Below are 20,553 nucleotides of genomic sequence, written 5' to 3' on the forward strand. Positions count from 1 at the left end.
ACCGGTTGATTAATAAGGCCTTGCGCTCGGCTATACTCCCCTCCATTTGAATGGCCCTCCGAGGAATAACTGTGAAGAACTGGACCTTGCGCCAACGCATCCTGGCAAGTTTTGCGGTCATTATCGCCATCATGCTGTTAATGGTTGTGGTCTCCTATTCACGGTTGATGAAAATCGAATCCAGCCAGGAAGCCGTGCGTGACGACGCGGTGCCGGGGGTTTATCTGAGTTCGATGATCCGCAGCGCGTGGGTCGATAGCTATCTGATGACCATCGATATCATTGGTCTGCGTGACGAAAAAACCTTCACCGGCAGCGACAGGGCCGACTACAACTCCTTCGAAGCGCGCATTGAACAGCAGATGGCCAACTATGAGCACACGGTTCATAACCAGGCTGATCGCATGGAATTCGATAATTTCAAGGCCGCCCACCTCACCTATAACAAGGTGCTCAAGCAGGTGATCGAGCGCATCGAAGCCGACGACCTGGCAGCCGCGCGCCAGTTGCTCGAAGAGCAGTTGACGCCGATCTGGGTCGAAGGCCGCATGAAGCTCAATGACATCATCACCGAAAACAAAGCCGTGTCCGACAATGCGACGGCCGCCATCGACGAGGCGGTATCGTCTGCCAAAATCAGCATGTTCGTGTCGCTGGCCGTGGCCATCCTGGCCGCCGGCCTGTGCGGCCTGCTGCTGATGCGCACGATCATGGCGCCGATGCAGCGCATTGTCGAAATCCTCGACATCATGCGCACCGGTGACCTGAGCAAGCGCCTGAACCTTGCGCGCAAGGACGAATTCAACGCGGTGGAAACCGGCTTCAACGACATGATGACCGAGCTCACGGCCCTGGTGTCTCAGGCCCAGCGTTCGTCGGTGCAGGTCACAACCTCGGTGACCGAGATTGCCGCCACGTCCAAGCAGCAACAGGCCACCGCCACCGAAACTGCGGCGACCACCACCGAAATCGGCGCCACGTCGCGGGAAATCGCGGCAACCTCCAAAGACCTCGTGCGCACCATGACCGAAGTGTCCACCGCTGCCGATCAGGCATCGGTGGCCGCCGGCTCCGGCCAGCAGGGCCTGGCGCGCATGGAAGAAACCATGCATTCGGTGATGGGCGCCGCCGACCTGGTGAACGCCAAGCTGGCGATCCTTAATGAGAAGGCCAGCAACATCAATCAGGTGGTGGTGACCATCGTCAAGGTTGCCGACCAGACCAACCTGTTGTCCCTCAATGCGGCGATCGAGGCCGAAAAGGCCGGTGAATACGGTCGCGGTTTCGCCGTGGTCGCCACCGAAGTACGGCGCCTGGCCGACCAGACCGCCGTGGCGACCTACGACATCGAACAGATGGTGCGCGAAATCCAGTCAGCGGTTTCGGCGGGCGTGATGGGCATGGACAAGTTTTCTGAGGAGGTGCGCCGCGGCATGTTCGAGGTGCAGCAAGTGGGCGAGCAACTGTCGCAGATCATCCATCAGGTGCAGGCCCTGGCGCCTCGGGTGTTGATGGTCAACGAAGGCATGCAGGCCCAGGCCACCGGCGCCGAGCAGATCAACCATGCCCTGGTGCAACTGGGCGATGCCAGCAGTCAGACCGTGGAGTCACTGCGCCAGGCCAGCTTTGCGATCGATGAGCTGAGTCAGGTGGCGGTCGGTCTGCGCGGCGGCGTATCGCGTTTCAAAGTCTGATGAGCGACCTGGCGGCTAGACGCGGCGCCGTGCCGGCAGCGAAAAAGGCATTGTTCCTGGTGTTTCATATCGGCAGCGAACGTTATGCCGTGAAGGCCACCGAAGTGGCCGAGGTGCTGCCGTGCCTGCCGCTCAAGCCGATTGCTCATGCGCCGCATTGGGTGGCGGGCATCTTTGCCCATCGCGGGGCGATGGTGCCGGTGATCGACCTCAGCGCCTTGACCTTCGGCACGGCCGCCCAGGCCCGCACCAGCACCCGGCTGGTATTGGTCAATTACCAGCCGCATCCCTGGAGCGAGGCGCGCCGGCTGGGGTTGATCCTGGAACAGGCCACCGACACCCTGCGTTGCGACCCGGCGGACTTTCAGCCCTATGGCCTGGATAACCGTGACGCGCGCTACCTGGGGCCGGTGCGCGAAGACGCATTGGGCCTGATGCAGTGGATCGGCGTGAACGACGTGCTGACCGATGACGTACGCGCGCTGTTATTTTCTGACGAGCTGAGCGTATGAGTAACGACCCGCGCTTCTTTGCCTTCTTGAAAGAACGTATCGGCCTGGATGTCGCGTCGGTTGGCGAGGCCATCATCGAGCGCGCGGTGCGCCAGCGCAGCCAGGCGGTGCAGGCGCACAGCGCCGGTGAATACTGGCAGCACCTGCAAAGCTCCCACGATGAGCAGCAGGCGCTGATCGAAGCGGTGATCGTCCCCGAAACCTGGTTTTTCCGTTACCCCGAATCCTTTGCGACCCTGGCCCGACTGGCCAAGGCGCGCCTGGCCGAGATCAATCAGATGCGTGCGCTGCGCATCCTCAGCCTGCCGTGCTCCACCGGCGAAGAACCCTATTCGATCGCCATGGCCTTGCTGGATGCAGGCATTGCGCCGCATCAGTTCAAGGTGCTGGGCCTGGACGTCAGCCCGCTGTCGGTGGAGCGCGCCAGACGCGGGGTGTATGGCAAAAACTCCTTTCGTGGCAGCGATATAGCTTTTCGTGAGCGCCATTTCACGGAGTCTGGCGACGGTTATCACATCGCCGACCGGGTGCGCGAGCAGGTACGCCTGCAAGTTGGCAACCTGCTCGACCCGACGCTGCTGGCGAACGAACCCAGCTATGACTTCGTGTTCTGCCGCAACCTGTTGATCTACTTCGACCAGCCGACCCAGAAGCAAGTGTTCGATGTACTCAAAGAGCTGACCCACGTGGACGGTGTGCTGTTTATCGGCCCAGCGGAGGGCAGCCTGTTGGGGCGCCACGGCATGCGCTCGATTGGCGTGCCGCAGTCGTTTGCCTTCAGCCGGCACGCCGAGCCTGTGGTAGCTGAACCGCTGTTCGTGCCTAAGCCTGTGCTCCCGCGCAGTGCGGCACCGATCCCCGTCAAGCCGCGACCGTTCAGTACGGTCAGTGCCCAGGTGGTACCGATCAAGGCGTCATCGTCCGATGCCGGTGCCTTGCTCAGCCGCATCGCTACCCTGGCCAACGAGGGCAAAAGTGCCGAGGCCCGTGCCGCGTGCGAACAGTATCTGAACAGCCACCCGCCGGCCGCCCAGGTGTTCTTCTGGCTGGGGCTGCTCAGCGACGTGGCCGGCAGTGCCCTGCAAGCCCAGGGGTTTTACCGAAAAGCCTTGTACCTGGAACCCCAGCATCCGCAGGCCTTGATGCACCTGGCTGCGTTGCTCGAATCTCAGGGCGACAGCGAGGGGGCGCGCCGTATGCAGGCGCGCGCCGCCCGTAGTGAGCGAGCTGACAGTGAGTCCAAACGATGAATAGCACCGAGGCGCTCGACACTGGCGGCCTGACCCTGATCGATAGCCAGGCCATCGACGATTGCTGGAACCGTATCGGTATTCACGGTGACAAATCGTGCCCGCTGCTGGCCGACCATATTCACTGCCGCAACTGTGCGGTGTATTCGGCGGCCGCCACGCGGCTGCTGGACCGGTACGCCTTGCAGCAGGACGATCGGCGTCCGGTCACGGCGGTCGAGGTCGACGAAGACATCGTCACGCGCTCCCTGCTGATGTTCCGCCTCGGTGAAGAATGGCTCGGCATTGCCACGCGCTGCCTGGTGGAAGTGGCGCCGTTGCAACCGATTCACTCGCTGCCGCATCAGCGCTCACGGGCATTGCTCGGGGTGGCCAATGTGCGTGGCGCGCTGGTGGCGTGTCTGTCACTGGTCGAGCTGCTGGGCCTGGAGCAGACCGCTAACGCCACAGGCAGTGGCCGGATCATGCCGCGCATGTTGATCATCGCGGCCGACGACGGCCCGGTGGTGGTGCCGGTGGACGAAGTGGACGGCATCCACGCCATCGATGAACGCACGTTGCAGGCGGCATCGGCGTCCGGTACCCAGGCCAGCGCGCGCTTCACCCAAGGTGTCTTGCCGTGGAAGGGCCGCAGCCTGCGCTGGCTGGACGAGGCGCAAGTGTTGTCCGCCGTGACCCGGAGTCTTACATGACCCCCGATCAGATGCGCGATGCCTCGCTGCTGGAACTGTTCAGCCTGGAAGCCGACGCGCAGACCCAGGTGCTCAGCGCCGGCCTGCTGGCGCTTGAACGTAACCCGACCCAGGCCGACCAGCTCGAAGCGTGCATGCGCGCGGCCCATTCGCTCAAGGGCGCGGCGCGTATCGTGGGGGTGGACGCCGGCGTCAGCGTGGCGCATGTGATGGAGGACTGCCTGGTCAGTGCCCAGGAAAGTCGCTTGTACCTGCAGCCCGAACATATCGACGCGTTGCTGCAGGGCACCGACCTGCTGATGCGCATCGCCACGCCGGGTAACAACGTGGGGCCGGCGGACATCGAGGCGTATGTGGCGCTGATGGAGCGCCTGCTCGACCCGACGCAACCGACCGCCCGCGTCGCGCCACCGCCCGCCGCGCCAGTGCCGGTGGTTGAAGCACTGCCGGCGGAACCGGAACCCGCGCCACCGGTCGCCAGCGACCCGCCGCGTCAGAACAAGCGCATGACCGAAGGCGGCGAGCGCGTATTGCGCGTGACCGCCCAGCGCTTGAACAGCCTGTTGGACTTGTCCAGTAAGTCCCTGGTGGAAACCCAGCGGCTCAAGCCTTACCTGGCGAGCATGCAGCGCCTCAAACGCATTCAAAGCCAGAGTGTGCGTGCCCTGGACACCCTGGACGGCCAGCTCAAGACCCTGGGGCTGAACCTCGAAGCCCAGGAAGCCCTGGCCGACACCCGGCGCTTGTTGAGCGAGGCCCAAGCTCTGCTGGCGGAAAAAACCGCCGAGCTGGATGAGTTTGGCTGGCAGGCCGGGCAACGCGCCCAGGTGCTCTACGACACCGCACTGGCCTGTCGGATGCGCCCGTTTGCCGATGTGCTGGCCGGGCAGGTGCGCATGGTGCGCGACCTGGGGCGCAGCCTCGGCAAGCAAGTGCGTCTTGAGATCGAAGGCGAGAAAACGCAAGTCGACCGTGACGTCCTGGAAAAGCTCGAAGCGCCCCTCACGCACTTGTTGCGTAATGCTGTTGATCACGGCATCGAAATGCCCGAGCAGCGCCTGCTGGCGGGCAAACCGGCCGAAGGGGTGATCCGCCTGCGTGCGTCCCACCAGGCCGGCCTGCTGGTGCTGGAGCTGAGCGACGATGGTAATGGCGTCGACCTGGAGCGGCTGCGCGCCAGCATTGTCGATCGCCACCTTTCCACCGTGGAAACCGCGCTGAGCCTGAGTGAAGAAGAGCTGCTGACGTTCCTGTTCCTGCCGGGGTTCAGCCTGCGTGACAAGGTCACCGAAGTGTCCGGTCGCGGTGTCGGGCTGGATGCGGTGCAGCACATGGTGCGCCAGTTGCGCGGCGCGGTGGTGCTGGAGCAGGCGGCGGGGCAGGGCAGTCGTTTCCACCTGGAAGTGCCGCTGACCCTGTCGGTGGTGCGCAGCCTGGTGGTGGAGGTCGGCGAAGAGGCCTACGCCTTCCCACTGGCGCATATCGAACGTATGTGCGATCTGGCGCCCGACGACATCGTGCAGTTGGAAGGTCGCCAGCATTTCTGGCACGAAGGCCGGCATGTCGGCCTGGTCGCCGCCAGCCAGTTGTTGCAGCGCCCTGCGGGGCATAACAATGACGAGACCTTGAAGGTGGTGGTGATCCGCGAGCGCGATGCGGTGTACGGTATTGCCGTGGAACGCTTTATCGGCGAGCGCACCCTGGTGGTGTTGCCGCTGGATGCCCGCCTGGGCAAGGTCCAGGATATTTCCGCCGGCGCGTTGCTGGACGATGGCTCGGTGGTGTTGATCGTCGATGTGGAAGACATGCTGCGCTCGGTGGACAAGCTGCTCAACACCGGCCGCCTGGAACGCATCGCCCGGCGCAGCCAGCAGGCCAGCGAGGCGCCGCGCAAGCGCGTGCTGGTGGTGGACGACTCGCTCACGGTGCGCGAATTGCAACGTAAATTGCTGCTTAATCGCGGTTACGAAGTCGCCGTGGCGGTCGATGGCATGGATGGCTGGAATGCCCTGCGCTCCGAAGACTTCGACCTGTTGATCACTGACATTGATATGCCTCGCATGGACGGTATTGAATTGGTCACACTCTTGCGCCGTGATACTCGCCTGCAATCGTTGCCGGTGATGGTGGTGTCGTACAAAGACCGTGAAGAGGACCGTCGACGGGGCCTGGACGCCGGCGCCGATTACTACCTGGCCAAAGCCAGTTTCCACGATGACGCGCTGCTGGACGCCGTGGTGGAACTGATTGGAGACGCGCGGGCATGAGAATAGCCATCGTCAATGACATGCCCCTGGCGGTTGAAGCGTTGCGCCGGGCCTTGAGCTTCGAGCCCGCGCACCAAGTGGTGTGGGTGGCCGGCAATGGCCTGGACGCCGTGCAGCGCTGCGCCGAGCTGACTCCGGACCTGATCCTGATGGACTTGATCATGCCGGTGATGGATGGCGTCGAGGCCACGCGGCAGATCATGGCCCAGACGCCATGTGCGATTTTGCTGGTGACGGTCGACCGCCAGGCCAACATGGGCCGGGTGTTCGAAGCCATGGGCCATGGCGCGCTGGACGTGGTGGACACGCCGGCCCTGGGCGTGGGCAACCCCAAGGATGCGGCGGCGCCGTTACTGCGCAAAATCCTCAACATCGGCTGGCTGATCGGCCAGCGCGGCAGTCGCGTACGGGCTGAAACCACGCCTGCACGAGGTACCGGCCAACGCCAAAGCCTGGTGGCTATCGGCTCCTCGGCGGGCGGTCCGGCAGCCCTGGAAATCCTGCTCAAAGGCTTGCCCCGTGACTTTTCTGCCGCCATTGTGCTGGTTCAGCACGTGGACCAGGTGTTCGCCGCCGGCATGGCCGAGTGGCTGAGCAGCGCCTCCGGCCTGCCGGTGCGCCTGGCCTGTGAAGGCGAACCGCCGCAAAGCGGGGTGGTGTTGCTGGCGGGTACCAACCACCATATTCGGTTACTCAAGAACGGTACGCTGGCCTATACCGCTGAGCCGGTGAACGAAATTTACCGGCCTTCAATCGACGTATTTTTCGAAAGCGTGGCCAGCCACTGGAGTGGCGATGCGGTCGGCGTACTGCTGACCGGTATGGGGCGCGATGGGGCTCAAGGCCTCAAGCTGATGCGGGAACAAGGATATTTGACCATCGCCCAGGACCAGCAAAGCTGCGCGGTGTATGGCATGCCCAAAGCGGCGGCGGCAATTGATGCTGCTGTTGAAATTCGCCCACTGGATAGGATTGCGCCCCGATTGCTGGAGATCTTCGCAAAATGAGCATGATCTTCGGCAATGCTGGCTTGCAGGTGGTAATTCAGGTAACTGCACATGAATGATTTACAGATCGACGACATCAAGACCGACGAAAACGCCGCCATGGTGTTGCTGGTCGACGACCAGGCCATGATCGGCGAAGCCGTGCGGCGTGGCCTGGCCCATGAAGAGAATATCGACTTTCACTTCTGCGCCGATCCGCACCAGGCGATCGCCCAGGCTATCCGCATCAAACCGACGGTCATCCTGCAGGATCTGGTCATGCCCGGCCTGGACGGCCTGACCCTGGTGCGCGAATACCGCAACCACCCGGCCACGCAGAATATCCCGATCATCGTGCTTTCCACCAAGGAAGACCCGTTGATCAAGAGCGCGGCGTTCTCGGCGGGGGCCAACGATTATCTGGTCAAACTGCCGGACAACATCGAACTGGTGGCGCGCATCCGCTATCACTCGCGCTCCTATATGACGCTGTTGCAGCGCGATGCCGCCTACCGTGCCCTGCGGGTCAGCCAGCAACAGTTGCTGGACACCAACCTGGTGCTGCAACGGCTGATGAACTCCGATGGCCTGACCGGGCTGTCCAACCGTCGCCACTTCGACGAATACCTGGAACTGGAATGGCGCCGCGCCATGCGCGACCAGACCCAGCTGTCGTTGCTGATGATCGATGTGGACTTTTTCAAGACCTATAACGACAGCTTCGGTCATGTCGAGGGTGACGAAGCCCTGCGTAAAGTCGCCACCACCATCCGTGAGGCCAGCAGCCGTCCTTCTGACCTGCCGGCGCGTTATGGCGGCGAAGAATTCGCCCTGGTGCTGCCCAACACGTCGCCAGGCGGCGCGCGACTGGTGGCTGAAAAACTGCGCATGGCCGTTGCTTCGCTGAAAATCCCGCATATTGCACCGGCCGAGGGTTCCAGCCTGACCGTCAGTATCGGCCTGTCGACCATGACACCCGTGCAAGGCACCGATTACCGGCAACTGATCCTGGCGGCGGACAAGGGGCTCTATACGGCCAAGCACAATGGACGCAATCAGGTCGGCATCGAGTAATGCCGCCCGCCGCAGCGAGCAGTCTTGCCGTGAAGAACAAGCTCTCTGTGGCGAGCAGGCTTGCCCTGCGCCGGGCTGCGTGGCAGCCCCCTCTCACCCGTGGCGCAGAATCGCCCATCCGTTCGTAGACAACCCCCGCCTTTTCGCCAAGCGGGCTGCCGTTTCACCCCGTTTGCCGTTATACTCGCCGGCTTTCAAAAGTTCGCCAACGAGTGCTGCCCGCCATGGAAATCAACCCGATCCTTAACACCATCAAGGACCTGTCCGAGCGCTCCGAAACTATTCGGGGGTATCTTTGACTACGATCAAAAGCATGAGCGTCTGACCGAAGTCAATCGCGAGCTTGAAGATCCGAGTGTCTGGAACAAACCCGAATATGCCCAGGAACTGGGCCGCGAGCGCTCTGCCCTGGCGCAGATCGTCGACACCCTCGACGAACTGAACACCGGTCTGGCCGATTGCCGTGACCTGCTGGACATGGCCGTCGAAGAAGACGACGAAGGCGCAGTGGGCGATGTCGTCGCCGAGCTGGCCCGTCTCGAGGAAAACCTCGCCAAGCTTGAATTCCGCCGCATGTTCAGTCACGAAATGGACCCGAACAACGCCTACCTGGACATCCAGGCCGGCTCCGGTGGCACCGAAGCCCAGGACTGGGCCAACATCCTGCTGCGCATGTACCTGCGCTGGGCCGACAAACGCGGCTTCGACGCGACCATCATGGAGCTGTCGGCCGGTGAAGTCGCCGGTATCAAAGGCGCAACGGTGCACATCAAGGGTGAATACGCCTTTGGCTGGTTGCGCACCGAGATCGGTGTACACCGCCTGGTGCGCAAAAGCCCGTTCGACTCCGGCAACCGTCGCCACACCTCGTTCTGCGCGGTGTTCGTCTCGCCAGAGATCGACGACAAGGTGGAAATCGAGATCAACCCGGCCGACCTGCGTATCGACACCTACCGCTCCTCCGGTGCCGGTGGTCAGCACGTAAACACCACCGACTCGGCCGTACGTATCACCCACGTACCGACCAACACCGTGGTCAGCTGCCAGAACGAACGTTCCCAGCACGCCAACAAGGACACCGCCATGAAAATGCTGCGGGCCAAGTTGTACGAGCAGGAAATGCAAAAGCGCAACGCCGCTTCCCAGGCGCTGGAAGACACCAAGTCGGATATCGGCTGGGGCCACCAGATCCGCTCTTACGTACTCGATGCGTCGCGGATCAAGGATCTGCGCACTAACATCGAACGCAGCGACTGCGACAAGGTGCTCGACGGTGATATCGACGAGTACCTGGAAGCCAGCTTGAAATCGGGGCTGTAAACCGTCAGCCAAGACCTTAAGTCCCCCGCCACCAGTGGGGGCAACGAACCTGTGATGGAATTTCAAAAGACATGAGCGACCAACAACTCGACCCGCAAGCCCTGCAACAGGAAGAAAACTCCCTGATCGCCCTGCGCAAGGAAAAGCTTGCTGCCGAGCGCGCCAAGGGCAACGCCTTCCCCAACGACTTCCGTCGCGAGAACTACTGCGATGCCTTGCAGAAGCAGTACGCGGACAAGACCAAGGAAGAGCTGGCAGAGGCTGCGATCCCGGTCAAGGTGGCAGGTCGCATCATGCTTAACCGTGGCTCGTTCATGGTGATCCAGGACATGACCGGTCGCATTCAGGTCTACGTCAACCGTAAAACCCTGTCCGAAGAAACCCTGGCCGCGGTGAAAACCTGGGACATGGGCGACATCATCGCCGCCGAAGGCACCCTGGCCCGTTCCGGCAAGGGCGACCTGTACGTCGAGATGACCAGCGTGCGCCTGCTGACCAAGTCGCTGCGCCCGTTGCCGGACAAGCACCACGGCCTGACCGACACCGAGCAGCGCTACCGCCAGCGCTACGTTGACCTGATCGTCAACGAAGACGTACGCCATACCTTCCGCGTGCGTTCGCAAGTCATTGCCCACATCCGCAGCTTCCTGATGGCGCGTGACTTCCTCGAAGTGGAAACGCCGATGCTGCAAACCATCCCCGGTGGTGCCGCGGCCAAGCCATTCGAAACTCACCACAATGCGCTGGACATGGAAATGTTCCTGCGTATCGCGCCTGAGTTGTACCTCAAGCGCCTGGTGGTCGGCGGCTTCGAGAAGGTGTTCGAGATCAACCGCAACTTCCGTAACGAAGGCGTCTCGACCCGTCACAACCCTGAATTCACCATGTTGGAGTTCTACCAGGCGTACGCCGACTACGAAGACAACATGGACCTCACCGAAGAACTGTTCCGCGAACTGGCGCAACTGGTCCTGGGCAGCACCGACGTGCCGTACGGCGACAAGGTGTTCCACTTCGGCGAACCGTTCGTGCGCCTGTCGGTTTTCGATTCGATCCTCAAGTACAACCCTGAACTGACCGCTGACGACCTCAACGACATCGACAAGGCCCGTGCCATTGCCAAGAAAGCCGGCGCAAAGGTGCTGGGCTTCGAAGGTCTGGGCAAGCTGCAAGTGATGATTTTCGAAGAGTTGGTGGAGCACAAGCTGGAACAGCCGCACTTCATTACCCAGTACCCGTTCGAAGTGTCGCCGCTGGCGCGTCGCAACGACGACAACCCGAGCGTCACCGACCGTTTCGAGCTGTTCATCGGCGGCCGCGAAATCGCCAACGCCTACTCCGAGCTTAACGACGCGGAAGATCAGGCCGAACGCTTCATGGCCCAGGTGGCCGACAAGGACGCCGGCGACGACGAAGCCATGCACTACGATGCCGACTTTGTACGTGCCCTGGAATACGGCATGCCGCCAACCGCGGGTGAAGGCATCGGTATCGACCGTCTGGTGATGTTGCTGACGGATTCGCCGTCGATCCGCGACGTAATCCTGTTCCCGCACATGCGGCCGCAAGCGTAACCTTAGTGAAATCCGAAGCCGCCTTTATAAGGCGGCTTTTTTATGGGGCGTTAATAAGCGTCAAGCAAACAGCGCCAGGTTTTGATCTATTCAAGGATGTGTGTCGTGAACCGCGTAATGGCTCAAGAAGGCGCCGCCGGCATTGCTGCTGCCGTGGCTGAAAGCGTCCAGTACCAGGGCCGTAAGGCCAGCCGTCGGGGCAGTGAGCAACGCAGGCAGGACATTCTCGATGCGGCCATGCGCATCGTGGTGCGCGACGGCGTGCGAGCCGTGCGCCATCGCGCTGTGGCGGCCGAGGCGGGGGTGCCGTTGTCGGCCACCACTTATTACTTCAAAGACATCGATGACCTGCTCACCGATACCTTCGCCCTATACGTCGAACGCAGCGCCGCGTTCATGGGCAAGTTGTGGGTGCGTAACGAAGGCCTGCTGCGCGAGATGGTTGCCTATGGCGATGGCAGCGCCGAATCGCGCTCGCAATTGGCCGATGACATCGCGCGGCTGACCGTCGACTACGTGCTGCGCCAACTGACCCACCGTCGCGATTACCTGATGGCTGAAATGGCTTTTCGCCAGGAAGCCCTGTTAAACCCGCGCCTGGCGGAACTGGTGCGTTCTCACCAGCAAATCCTGCTGCAGGGCACGGGGCAGTTTTTCCAGGTATTGGGCTCTCGCGAGCCGCAACAGGACGCCAAGGTGTTGACGGCGATTATCAGTCGGATGGAATATCAGGGCCTGTTGGGCGGCGCAGAGCCTCTGACCGGTGACGAGATGCTTGAGATCCTCAAGCGTTACATGCATTTGGTGTTGGCCTCGGTCTGACACCGGGGGAGGTCCGATGAAAACCTGGCGTGTCGCGCTGATCGCCTTGTCGTTCCTGCTGCTGGGCGGTTGCCTGGTGACGTTCAAGGAGCCGCTGGCGAACCCTGAGGCGGCGCCAAGTGAACTGCTGGGCCGCTGGGCCAGCAAGAATGCCTGGGGGGAGCCGCTCAACCTGCGCATCACCCGTGTGGGTAAGCACCGTTACAAAGCCGTGAGCTACCCTGAAGCCACGCCGCGCCAGCGCGATGAATACCTGCTCACGGTGTCGCGCCATGGCAACCGTTGGTACTTGTCGGCGCCGTTACCGGTCAGGTTCGGCGGGCATTTTATCCTGGCCGGGTTTGAGTTCGACGAAAAGCATGAATTGGTGGTCTACACCCTCGACCTGGAACAGATCCGCCAGGCCATCGGCCAACAGCTGTTGCAGGGCCACGCCGTAGAGACGGTCGAAGGCGACGGCGTGTTGCTGGACAGCCCCATGGACCAGGTGTTTGCTTACCTGGATAACCCGGCCAATGCCGATGTGTTCGTTGAAGCCGTGCGCTACCGGCGCGCGGGCAAATAACGTTTAAAGAAGGAAGCCCCGGTGGACGATTACCAGCAGACGATACGCAGCCTGTCCGATCGCATTGTGCTGGCACAAACACCGATTCGCGTCCTTGACGCTGTGAAGTGGGACGAGAACATTCGTCAAGGGTTCCTCAAGGCCAAGGGCAAGGCGATGCCTGCCGTGGACCGCGACTACTACCTGAACCGGCCGCTGTCGTTCGATTCCAGTGCAGTCAAGCTGGAGTTCCAGAACATCGAGCGTGACATCACCCGCCGCCTCGGCCAGTTCAGCCCGGTGGGGCAGATCATGCGCCGCATGTGCCGTGAATACCGCATGGTGGTGCGCATGCTCGAAGCCCGTGGCACCGAGGATTTCGGCCTGATCTCCCAAGAGCTCTACGGCGCCGCCTCCGACGCCTTCCACGCCGGCGACCCGACCCTGGCCGACCTGGGCCTGATGCTCTCCGACTACCTGAACAATATCGACGGCCGTGGCGACCTTAAGGACGAGGCCAAGACCCTTACCGCCAAGGACGCCGTCGCGCTGCTGCAAACCCGCTTGAACAAGGTGTTTGGCGAGGCGGAAGAAACCATCCGCGTGTTCGAGTCCGACGGGATCGTCGCCGATGCTGCGGCCGGTGCCGACTACATCAAGATCCGCGCCGACGCGATGTTCAACAGCCGTGACGTACGCGCCCTGGAAGTGCACGAAGGCCTGGTCCACGTCGGCACCACCCTCAATGGCCAGAACCAGCCGATCTGCACCTTTCTGTCCAAGGGTCCACCCTCGTCCACCGTGACCCAGGAAGGCCTGGCGATTCTGATGGAGATCATCACCTTTGCCTCCTACCCCAGTCGCCTGCGCAAACTGACCAACCGCACCCGCGCTATTCATATGGTGGAGGAGGGCGCCGATTTCTTGCAGGTGTTCGAGTTCTTCCGTGAGCAGGGCTTTGAAATGGCTGAAAGCTATGGCAACGCCAGCCGGGTATTTCGCGGTTCGGTGCCCAATGGCCTGCCGTTTACCAAGGATTTGTCCTACCTCAAGGGCTTTATCATGGTCTACAACTACATCCAGCTGGCCGTTCGAAAGGGCAAGCTGGAACAAGTGCCGCTGCTGTTCTGCGGCAAGACCACCCTGGAAGACATGCGCACCCTGCGCCAATTGGTCGATGAAGGCCTGGTGGTGCCGCCCAAGTACCTGCCCGAGCAGTTCCGCGACATGAACGCACTGGCGGCGTGGATGTGTTTCTCCAACTTCCTCAACCACCTGAGCCTGGATCGGATCGAGGCGGATTACTCGAATATCCTTTAGGGGATTTGCTGAAGGAACCGGGTCAATGTGTGGGAGCGAGCAAGCCCGCTCCCCTCATGAATCTGCAGATTTCAACTCAATTACGAGGCTTCAACGGATGAGAATCCTCGGCATTCTGTGCCTGCTACTCACTTTGAACGGTTGCAGCTCGCTGCTGTTCTACCCCGAACCTGGCCTGCCGTTCACCCCGGAAAAAGCCCGGCTGGCGTACCGCGACGTCACCCTCACCACCGCCGATGGCGTGAAGCTGCACGCCTGGTGGCTGCCGGCCAAGGCCGGCGTGCCGCTCAAAGGTACGGTGCTGCACCTGCATGGCAACGGCGGCAACCTGGCCTGGCATCTGGGCGGCAGTTGGTGGCTGCCCGAACAGGGTTATCAAGTGCTGCTGCTGGACTATCGCGGCTACGGGCTGTCGCAGGGCAAACCGTCATTGCCGGCGATTTATCAGGACGTGGATGCGGCCTTCAGCTGGATCGACAGCGCCCCCGAAGCCCAGGGCCAGCCGCTGATCGTGTTGGGTCAAAGCCTGGGGGGGGCGCTGGCCATGCACTACCTGGCCGAACACCCGGCGCGGCAGGCCAGGCTCAAGGCGCTGGTGCTCGACGGCGTGCCTGCCAGTTATCGTGACGTAGGACAATTCGCCCTCAGCACCTCCTGGTTAACATGGCCGTTTCAGGTGCCCTTGTCCTGGCTGGTGCCCGACAGTGACAGTGCAATCAATGCCATGCCCCAACTGACCGGCGTGCCGAAACTGCTGTTCCATAGCCTGGATGATCCGATTGTGCCCCTGGCCAACGGCATCCGCCTGTACAAGGCCGCGCCGCCACCTCGGGTGCTGCAGTTGACCCGGGGCGGACATGTGCAGACCTTTGCCGACAAGACCTGGCAAACCGTGATGCTGCGCTATCTGGACGATCCGCAGCACTTCAATGGCCTGCGGCGTCTGGGCGAAATTCCGAATTACCCACTTCCTAAAGTCGATTCATCAGAGAGCCCGCAATGAGCGAAGAACGCAACATGATCCCGCTGATCCTCACTGGCATCGGCACCATCATCGGCACCGTCGGCTGCCTGTGGTACTACGGCTACCTGCACTTCGCCAAACCGGAAGACGCCTTGCTGCTCAGCGACTTCACCATGCTCAAGACCGTACCCGGTGAGGACTACAAGATCTCCCTGACCCCGGCGGCCCAGGTGGCGCAGTGCGTCGATGGTGTGCTGGTGATGTTTGACACCGAGCAAAAGGGTCTGAGCGGCGTGCTGGTGAACAACAAGAAGCAAGCGGTGCGCTGCATGGGGCAGGAAACGCCGCAATTGCAGCAATAGCGCTTTCATTGCATCCGTTCGCTTGGAATTTCTGGAACCGTTATTCGTAAGTCGCCACTGACTGACTTGTCGGTGTGACTCACACACACCTTACGAATACGGAACGCTGGAGAGAGAAGATGGATATTAGTGCTATAGGCAAAATGCTTGGCATGGCCCGGGGCCACGAGCGTCTGGAGCGGGAAACCGCTCAGTGTCGCGAGGGTTCAGGGGATTGCGGCAGTCAGCTTGATGAGGATCAGATCAAGCAGATGTTCGCGGGACGCAAAGGTCTTGAGGCGATGCTGCCGGACAGTGACAACGGTCGTAAGATCGACGCCTGACAGGCAAAAAAAACCCACCGTGAGGTGGGTTTTTTTCAGCTTCGATCAATCAATTCGTCATGGACGAACGTGGTTTGACCGGCTGGTTGTCGTTGGAGATGGTCACTTCAACGCGGCGGTTCATCGCACGGCCCGACACGCTGCCGTTGTCGGCAACCGGGTATTCCTTGCCGTAGCCGGTGGTCACGATGCGGCGTGGATCGACGCCCATCTTGATCAGCGCCACTTGTACCGAAGCGGCACGGCGCTCGGACAGGCTCTGGTTGTAGGCGTCGCTGCCGGTGCTGTCGGTGTAGCCTTCAACGATTACCTGGCGATCCGGGTTTTCCTGGAGGAACTGCGCCAGTTTGTTGATGTTAACCAGGCCGCTGGATTTCAGGTCGGCCTTGTTAGTGGCAAACAGCACATCACCAAAGGTCACCAGCGTACCGCGATCGGTTTGCTTGGCGTTCAGGCTGTCTTGCAGTTGCTTGATCTGCGCGTCACGGGCGTCCAGCAAGGCACGGGCACGTTCGTCGCCGGCATTTTTCAGCTTGGCTTCGGATTCGCGCAGCGCGATGGTGTCTTTGGCCACTTCAACGCGCTGGTTGGTCAGGTAGGCCAGTTGGTCGACCTTCTTCTGGTCTTCCTTGTCGCGGTAGGCTTTGTCAGCCTTGTCCAGCCAGTCTTGCGCGTCCTTGGTTTCCAGGGCCGCTACTTTCGTGGCGTTAGGGTTCGATTGCAGGGCCGAGAAGTTGGTCCGTGCATTTTCCAGGTTCGCGTTGGGTGGCGTGGAGCAGGCCGCCAGGGCAACGCTCATCGCCAGCAGGGCAGGGATCATCAATTGTTTACGCATAGTCGTGTCGTCCTTTCAATTCGATATCAGGTGCGATGCAGTCAAGGGGCGGCGGCTTATTTCTGCTGGATAGCAGCCGGGCGCATGCCTTCCTTGCGCAACTCATCAACGGCCTTCTGAGAATCCTTCACCGCCTGCTCAGCCTTGGCGGCCTGGGCCTTGCGCTCTGCAACGCGGGCGTCCCACTCGGCTTGTTCGGCCAGGCGACGGGCCTCTTCGTAGTTCTTGTCGTGCATGGCGATTTCAGCTTGCTTGAGCTTGTCCTGCGCCGACTTCATTTCCACAGCCGCATACTCGGTGCCGCCGGCGCTCACAGCGCTGTTCACCGCAGACTGCGTGACCGCGTATTGCTCGGTCGGAGGATTGCCGGCGCAGCCAGCCAGAACGAAGCTGGTGCCGATTGCCAGCGCGGCCAATTTAAGCCCGCGCAAGTGGTTAAACGTGGATTTGGCAGTGCTGGTCTTCATCGTCTTCAACTCCATTGGATAACTCCTGAAAAACTTCAACATCCATCGTAGGTGGTCAGCGGTGGCGGGCCTGGCGGTTAGCGCATGGCACCGATTCAAACGGCTGTTCCAAGTGATGGCTTACTTGGTGTGACCGGCGGCTTTTTTGAATAGTTCAGCGAAGATGGCTATTTGCCTAAAAAAATAACTGACTGAATGGTCAGCCTGAAAATTTGGAACTTTTGCTGCGCGCAACGGTACGCCGGACCTTTGGGAGGCTCAGCGTACAGGGGGATTTATGGGGGTATCAGTGCTTGGGTTTGTCGACGCCGGTCGATAAATCGTGCAGGTAGCGGCGGGACAACGTGAGAAAGCGCGGGGTAGGGCCGACGTCTTCGTACAGCGGGTCGCCCTCTTCATCGGTGGCGATCACCTGCTGGCCCTTGATATACGGAAAACTGGCTTCCAGCTCTTCAAGGGCAGCCCCGATCAGCTCGCCGAGCAGTTCCTCGGGGTGGCGCTTGGGGTACATTTCGGCGATGGCCGCCAGCCGTGCGGCCGCTTCGACATCCAGGTGGATGGCGTATTCGGTCTTTGTCAGACGCCCTGTGGCGTTCTCTTCCCAGTGCTGGGCCAGTTCTCGAATTTTCATGGCAACCTCAATAGAACCCACGGTAGTGGGCGGTGATGAGTGAGCCGTCGCCTGCGTGGATAAACGCGACGACTAACCATGAGACTAGCTGCAAGTCACAAGGTTTAAAGTCTTGTCATAAAACGCTGTCAGCGGCACTCTGGCAGGCCTGCGCGTCCCGGATTTCTGGCTGGAGATTGGCTGATGAGTGATATCGATGCACGCTTGCGTGAGGATGTTCACCTGCTGGGTGAACTGCTGGGTAATACGATTCGAGAGCAGTACGGCGATGATTTTCTCGACAAGATCGAGCAGATCCGCAAAGGCGCCAAGGCCGACCGCCGCGGCGCCGGCGATGAACTGAGCGCCAGCCTCAACCAGTTGCAGGAAGACGAACTGCTGCCCGTGGCCCGTGCATTCAACCAGTTCCTCAACCTGGCCAATATCGCCGAACAGTACCAGTTGATTCACCGTCGCGATGAGTCGCAACCGGCGCCTTTCGAGTCGCGCGTGTTGCCCGAGCTGCTTGCCCGCCTGCAAAGCGAAGGTCACAGCAACGAGTCCCTGGCCCGTCAATTGGGGCGCCTGGAGATTGAGCTGGTCCTCACCGCTCACCCCACCGAAGTGGCGCGCCGCACGCTGATCCAGAAGTACGACGCCATCGCCGCGCAACTGGCGCTGCAGGATCACCGCGACCTCACCACCGCTGAGCGCGAGCAGATCCGCCAACGCCTGCAACGCTTGATCGCTGAAGCCTGGCACACCGAAGAAATCCGTCGCACTCGGCCGACCCCGGTGGACGAGGCCAAGTGGGGCTTTGCGGTCATCGAGCATTCGCTGTGGCACGCCATTCCCAATTATCTGCGCAAGGCCGACCAGGCCTTGCACGCCGCCACCGGCCTGCGTCTGCCGCTTGAGGCGGCGCCAATTCGGTTTGCGTCCTGGATGGGCGGCGACCGCGACGGCAACCCGAATGTCACCGCGCCGGTCACCCGTGAAGTGCTGCTGCTGGCGCGCTGGATGGCGGCTGACTTGTACCTGCGTGACATCGACCATTTGGCCTCCGAGCTGTCGATGCAAAAGGCCAGCCCGGCGTTGCAGGGCAAGGTCGGTGACAGTGTCGAACCCTACCGCGCCTTGCTCAAGCAATTGCGCGAACGCCTGCGCGCCACGCGCCAGTGGGCCCATAGCGCGTTGAGCAGCAGCACGCCCGCGCCGGCCGAGGTGCTGCAGAACAACCGCGACCTGCTGGAGCCGCTGGAGCTGTGTTACCAGTCGCTGCATGAGTGCGGCATGGGCGTGATCGCCGACGGCCCGTTGCTCGATTGCCTGCGCCGGGCCGTGACCTTTGGTTTGTTCCTGGTGCGCCTGGATGTGCGCCAGGATTCCAGTCGTCATTCGGCGGCCATGACCGAAATCACCGATTACCTGGGCCTGGGCCGTTACGAGGACTGGAGCGAAGAGACGCGCATCAGCTTCCTGATCAAGGAACTGGCCAACCGTCGACCGTTGCTGCCGGGGTACTTCAAGCCGTCGGCAGACACCGCCGAGGTGCTCAACACCTGTAAGGAAGTCGCCGCCGCACCGGCCGCTTCATTGGGGTCTTACGTCATCTCCATGGCGGGGGCTGCGTCGGACGTGCTCGCGGTGCAACTGTTGCTTAAAGAGTCGGGCGTACAGCGGCCGATGCGGGTGGTCCCGCTGTTCGAAACTCTCGCCGACTTGGATAACGCCGGTCCTGTGATCGAGCAACTGTTGCTGCTGCCGGGCTACCGCGCGCGGTTGCAGGGCCCGCAGGAAGTGATGATCGGCTACTCCGACTCGGCCAAGGACGCCGGCACCACGGCGGCTGCCTGGGCGCAATACCGTGCCCAGGAGCGCTTGGTGGATATCTGCCGTGAGCAACAGGTCGAACTGCTGCTGTTCCATGGTCGCGGCGGCACCGTCGGGCGTGGCGGTGGCCCGGCCCACGCGGCGATTTTGTCGCAGCCGCCAGGTTCGGTGGCCGGACGGTTCCGCACCACCGAGCAAGGCGAGATGATCCGCTTCAAGTTCGGCCTGCCGGATATTGCCGAACAGAACCTCAACCTCTACCTGGCGGCGGTGCTGGAAGCGACGTTGTTGCCTCCGCCGCCACCGCAACCGGCCTGGCGCCACTTGATGGACGAATTGGCCGCCGATGGTGTCAGTGCTTACCGCGCGGTGGTGCGGGAAAATCCGCAGTTCGTCGAGTACTTCCGCCAATCGACGCCGGAGCAGGAGTTGGGGCGTTTGCCGTTAGGCAGTCGCCCGGCCAAGCGCCGGGCTGGGGGGATAGAGAGCCTGAGGGCGATTCCGTGGATCTTCGGCTGGACCCAGACCCGCTTGATGCTGCCAGCCTGGCTGGGTTGGGAAGCGGCATTGAGCAAGGCTCTGGAGCGTGGCGAAGGCCAGTTGCTGGGGCAGATGCGCGAACAGTGGCCGTTCTTCCGTACCCGTATCGATATGCTGGAAATGGTGCTGGCCAAGGCCGACGCCGATATCGCGCGTTTATACGACGAGCGCTTGGTGCAGCCGGACCTGCTTCCATTGGGTGCGCACCTGCGCGACCTATTGTCGCAGGCCTGTGCTGTGGTGCTTGGCCTGACTGGCCAGTCGCAACTGCTGGCCCATAGCCCTGACACCCTGGAGTTCATTCGACTGCGCAACACCTACCTGGACCCGTTGCACCTGTTGCAGGCCGAGTTGCTGGCCCGCTCCCGTCGCCAGGAAGCGACGCAGGACAGCCCTCTGGAACAGGCGCTGCTGGTGTCCGTGGCCGGTATTGCCGCCGGTTTGCGCAACACCGGCTAAGGTTTTTTGCGTGTTCTCAAAGGCTTGCAGATAAACCACGCTGGCCGCCCTCAACAGGGCGGTCGGCGTTTACAGCATCGGGTTGCACTCAGGCACACCCCTACC

At 61.7% G+C, this 20,553-nt stretch carries 19 protein-coding genes; 16 read left to right on the forward strand and 3 right to left on the reverse strand.

Features of this window, described 5'->3' with window-relative positions:
• Positions 1-71: 71 nt before the first annotated feature.
• From PSH59_RS05915 to PSH59_RS05985, 15 genes are all read left to right on the forward strand, one after another.
• A complete protein-coding gene (locus PSH59_RS05915; protein WP_248075806.1) occupies positions 72-1,694 on the forward strand; it encodes a methyl-accepting chemotaxis protein in 1,623 nt (540 codons plus the stop codon).
• The gene (locus tag PSH59_RS05920; protein ID WP_305394541.1) at positions 1,694-2,206 is read left to right on the forward strand and encodes a chemotaxis protein CheW; all 513 of its coding nucleotides are present in this window, start codon (positions 1,694-1,696) and stop codon (positions 2,204-2,206) included. The genes PSH59_RS05915 and PSH59_RS05920 overlap by 1 nt, the downstream gene beginning before the upstream one ends.
• Positions 2,203-3,456: a protein-glutamate O-methyltransferase CheR gene (locus PSH59_RS05925; RefSeq protein ID WP_305394542.1), complete on the forward strand. Its 1,254-nt coding sequence runs from the start codon at positions 2,203-2,205 to the stop codon at positions 3,454-3,456. Before PSH59_RS05920 ends, PSH59_RS05925 begins: the two co-directional genes overlap by 4 nt.
• Positions 3,453-4,148, forward strand: coding sequence for a chemotaxis protein CheW (locus PSH59_RS05930; protein ID WP_248075812.1), 696 nt, complete (start codon positions 3,453-3,455; stop codon positions 4,146-4,148). Before PSH59_RS05925 ends, PSH59_RS05930 begins: the two co-directional genes overlap by 4 nt.
• Positions 4,145-6,415 (forward strand): hybrid sensor histidine kinase/response regulator, encoded by a 2,271-nt coding sequence (locus PSH59_RS05935; RefSeq protein WP_305394543.1) that lies wholly within the window; start codon positions 4,145-4,147, stop codon positions 6,413-6,415. The genes PSH59_RS05930 and PSH59_RS05935 overlap by 4 nt, the downstream gene beginning before the upstream one ends.
• The gene (locus PSH59_RS05940; protein ID WP_305394544.1) at positions 6,412-7,422 is read left to right on the forward strand and encodes a chemotaxis response regulator protein-glutamate methylesterase; all 1,011 of its coding nucleotides are present in this window, start codon (positions 6,412-6,414) and stop codon (positions 7,420-7,422) included. Before PSH59_RS05935 ends, PSH59_RS05940 begins: the two co-directional genes overlap by 4 nt.
• 51 nt (positions 7,423-7,473) lie before the next feature.
• Positions 7,474-8,475 (forward strand): PleD family two-component system response regulator, encoded by a 1,002-nt coding sequence (locus PSH59_RS05945; RefSeq protein WP_305394545.1) that lies wholly within the window; start codon positions 7,474-7,476, stop codon positions 8,473-8,475.
• 224 nt (positions 8,476-8,699) lie between these two features.
• A protein-coding gene (gene prfB / locus PSH59_RS05950; RefSeq protein WP_248075824.1) for a peptide chain release factor 2 occupies positions 8,700-9,795 on the forward strand; the annotation gives its coding sequence in 2 pieces (ribosomal slippage) (positions 8,700-8,771 and positions 8,773-9,795; 1,095 coding nt in all).
• Between the two features lie 71 nt (positions 9,796-9,866).
• Complete coding sequence (lysS, locus tag PSH59_RS05955) at positions 9,867-11,369, forward strand: lysine--tRNA ligase (RefSeq protein ID WP_305394546.1); 1,503 nt, start codon at positions 9,867-9,869, stop codon at positions 11,367-11,369.
• A gap of 105 nt (positions 11,370-11,474) precedes the next feature.
• The gene (locus PSH59_RS05960; RefSeq protein WP_248075834.1) at positions 11,475-12,191 is read left to right on the forward strand and encodes a TetR/AcrR family transcriptional regulator; all 717 of its coding nucleotides are present in this window, start codon (positions 11,475-11,477) and stop codon (positions 12,189-12,191) included.
• Between the two features lie 16 nt (positions 12,192-12,207).
• A complete protein-coding gene (locus tag PSH59_RS05965; protein WP_305394547.1) occupies positions 12,208-12,756 on the forward strand; it encodes a hypothetical protein in 549 nt (182 codons plus the stop codon).
• A 21-nt stretch (positions 12,757-12,777) separates the two neighbouring features.
• Positions 12,778-14,055: a flavohemoglobin expression-modulating QEGLA motif protein gene (locus PSH59_RS05970; RefSeq protein ID WP_248075841.1), complete on the forward strand. Its 1,278-nt coding sequence runs from the start codon at positions 12,778-12,780 to the stop codon at positions 14,053-14,055.
• 97 nt (positions 14,056-14,152) lie between these two features.
• Positions 14,153-15,058 carry an alpha/beta hydrolase gene (locus PSH59_RS05975; protein WP_305394548.1) on the forward strand — a complete coding sequence of 302 codons (906 nt, stop codon included), beginning with the start codon at positions 14,153-14,155 and terminating at the stop codon, positions 15,056-15,058.
• Positions 15,055-15,381 carry a hypothetical protein gene (locus PSH59_RS05980; protein ID WP_003172217.1) on the forward strand — a complete coding sequence of 109 codons (327 nt, stop codon included), beginning with the start codon at positions 15,055-15,057 and terminating at the stop codon, positions 15,379-15,381. Before PSH59_RS05975 ends, PSH59_RS05980 begins: the two co-directional genes overlap by 4 nt.
• A 119-nt stretch (positions 15,382-15,500) precedes the next feature.
• Entirely contained in the window at positions 15,501-15,704 is a 204-nt protein-coding gene (locus tag PSH59_RS05985; protein ID WP_305394549.1) for a hypothetical protein, read from the forward strand.
• A 49-nt stretch (positions 15,705-15,753) separates the two neighbouring features.
• On the opposite strand, the gene PSH59_RS05990 is transcribed toward PSH59_RS05985, so the two are convergent.
• From PSH59_RS05990 to PSH59_RS06000, 3 genes are all read right to left on the reverse strand, one after another.
• A complete protein-coding gene (locus PSH59_RS05990; protein WP_248075856.1) occupies positions 15,754-16,539 on the reverse strand; it encodes an OmpA family protein in 786 nt (261 codons plus the stop codon).
• A gap of 56 nt (positions 16,540-16,595) precedes the next feature.
• Positions 16,596-17,021: a DUF4398 domain-containing protein gene (locus PSH59_RS05995; RefSeq protein WP_248075859.1), complete on the reverse strand. Its 426-nt coding sequence runs from the start codon at positions 17,019-17,021 to the stop codon at positions 16,596-16,598.
• A 271-nt stretch (positions 17,022-17,292) separates the two neighbouring features.
• On the reverse strand, positions 17,293-17,637 hold the full coding sequence (locus PSH59_RS06000; RefSeq protein ID WP_248075862.1) for a pilin assembly protein: 345 nt from the start codon (positions 17,635-17,637) through the stop codon (positions 17,293-17,295).
• A gap of 183 nt (positions 17,638-17,820) precedes the next feature.
• Here PSH59_RS06000 and ppc point away from each other — a divergent pair, with 183 nt between their 5' ends.
• Positions 17,821-20,448 (forward strand): phosphoenolpyruvate carboxylase, encoded by a 2,628-nt coding sequence (ppc, locus tag PSH59_RS06005; RefSeq protein WP_305394550.1) that lies wholly within the window; start codon positions 17,821-17,823, stop codon positions 20,446-20,448.
• Positions 20,449-20,553 lie beyond the last annotated feature (105 nt).

Origin of the sequence: Pseudomonas sp. FP2309, from assembly GCF_030687575.1 — a bacterium.
GTDB lineage: Bacteria > Pseudomonadota > Gammaproteobacteria > Pseudomonadales > Pseudomonadaceae > Aquipseudomonas.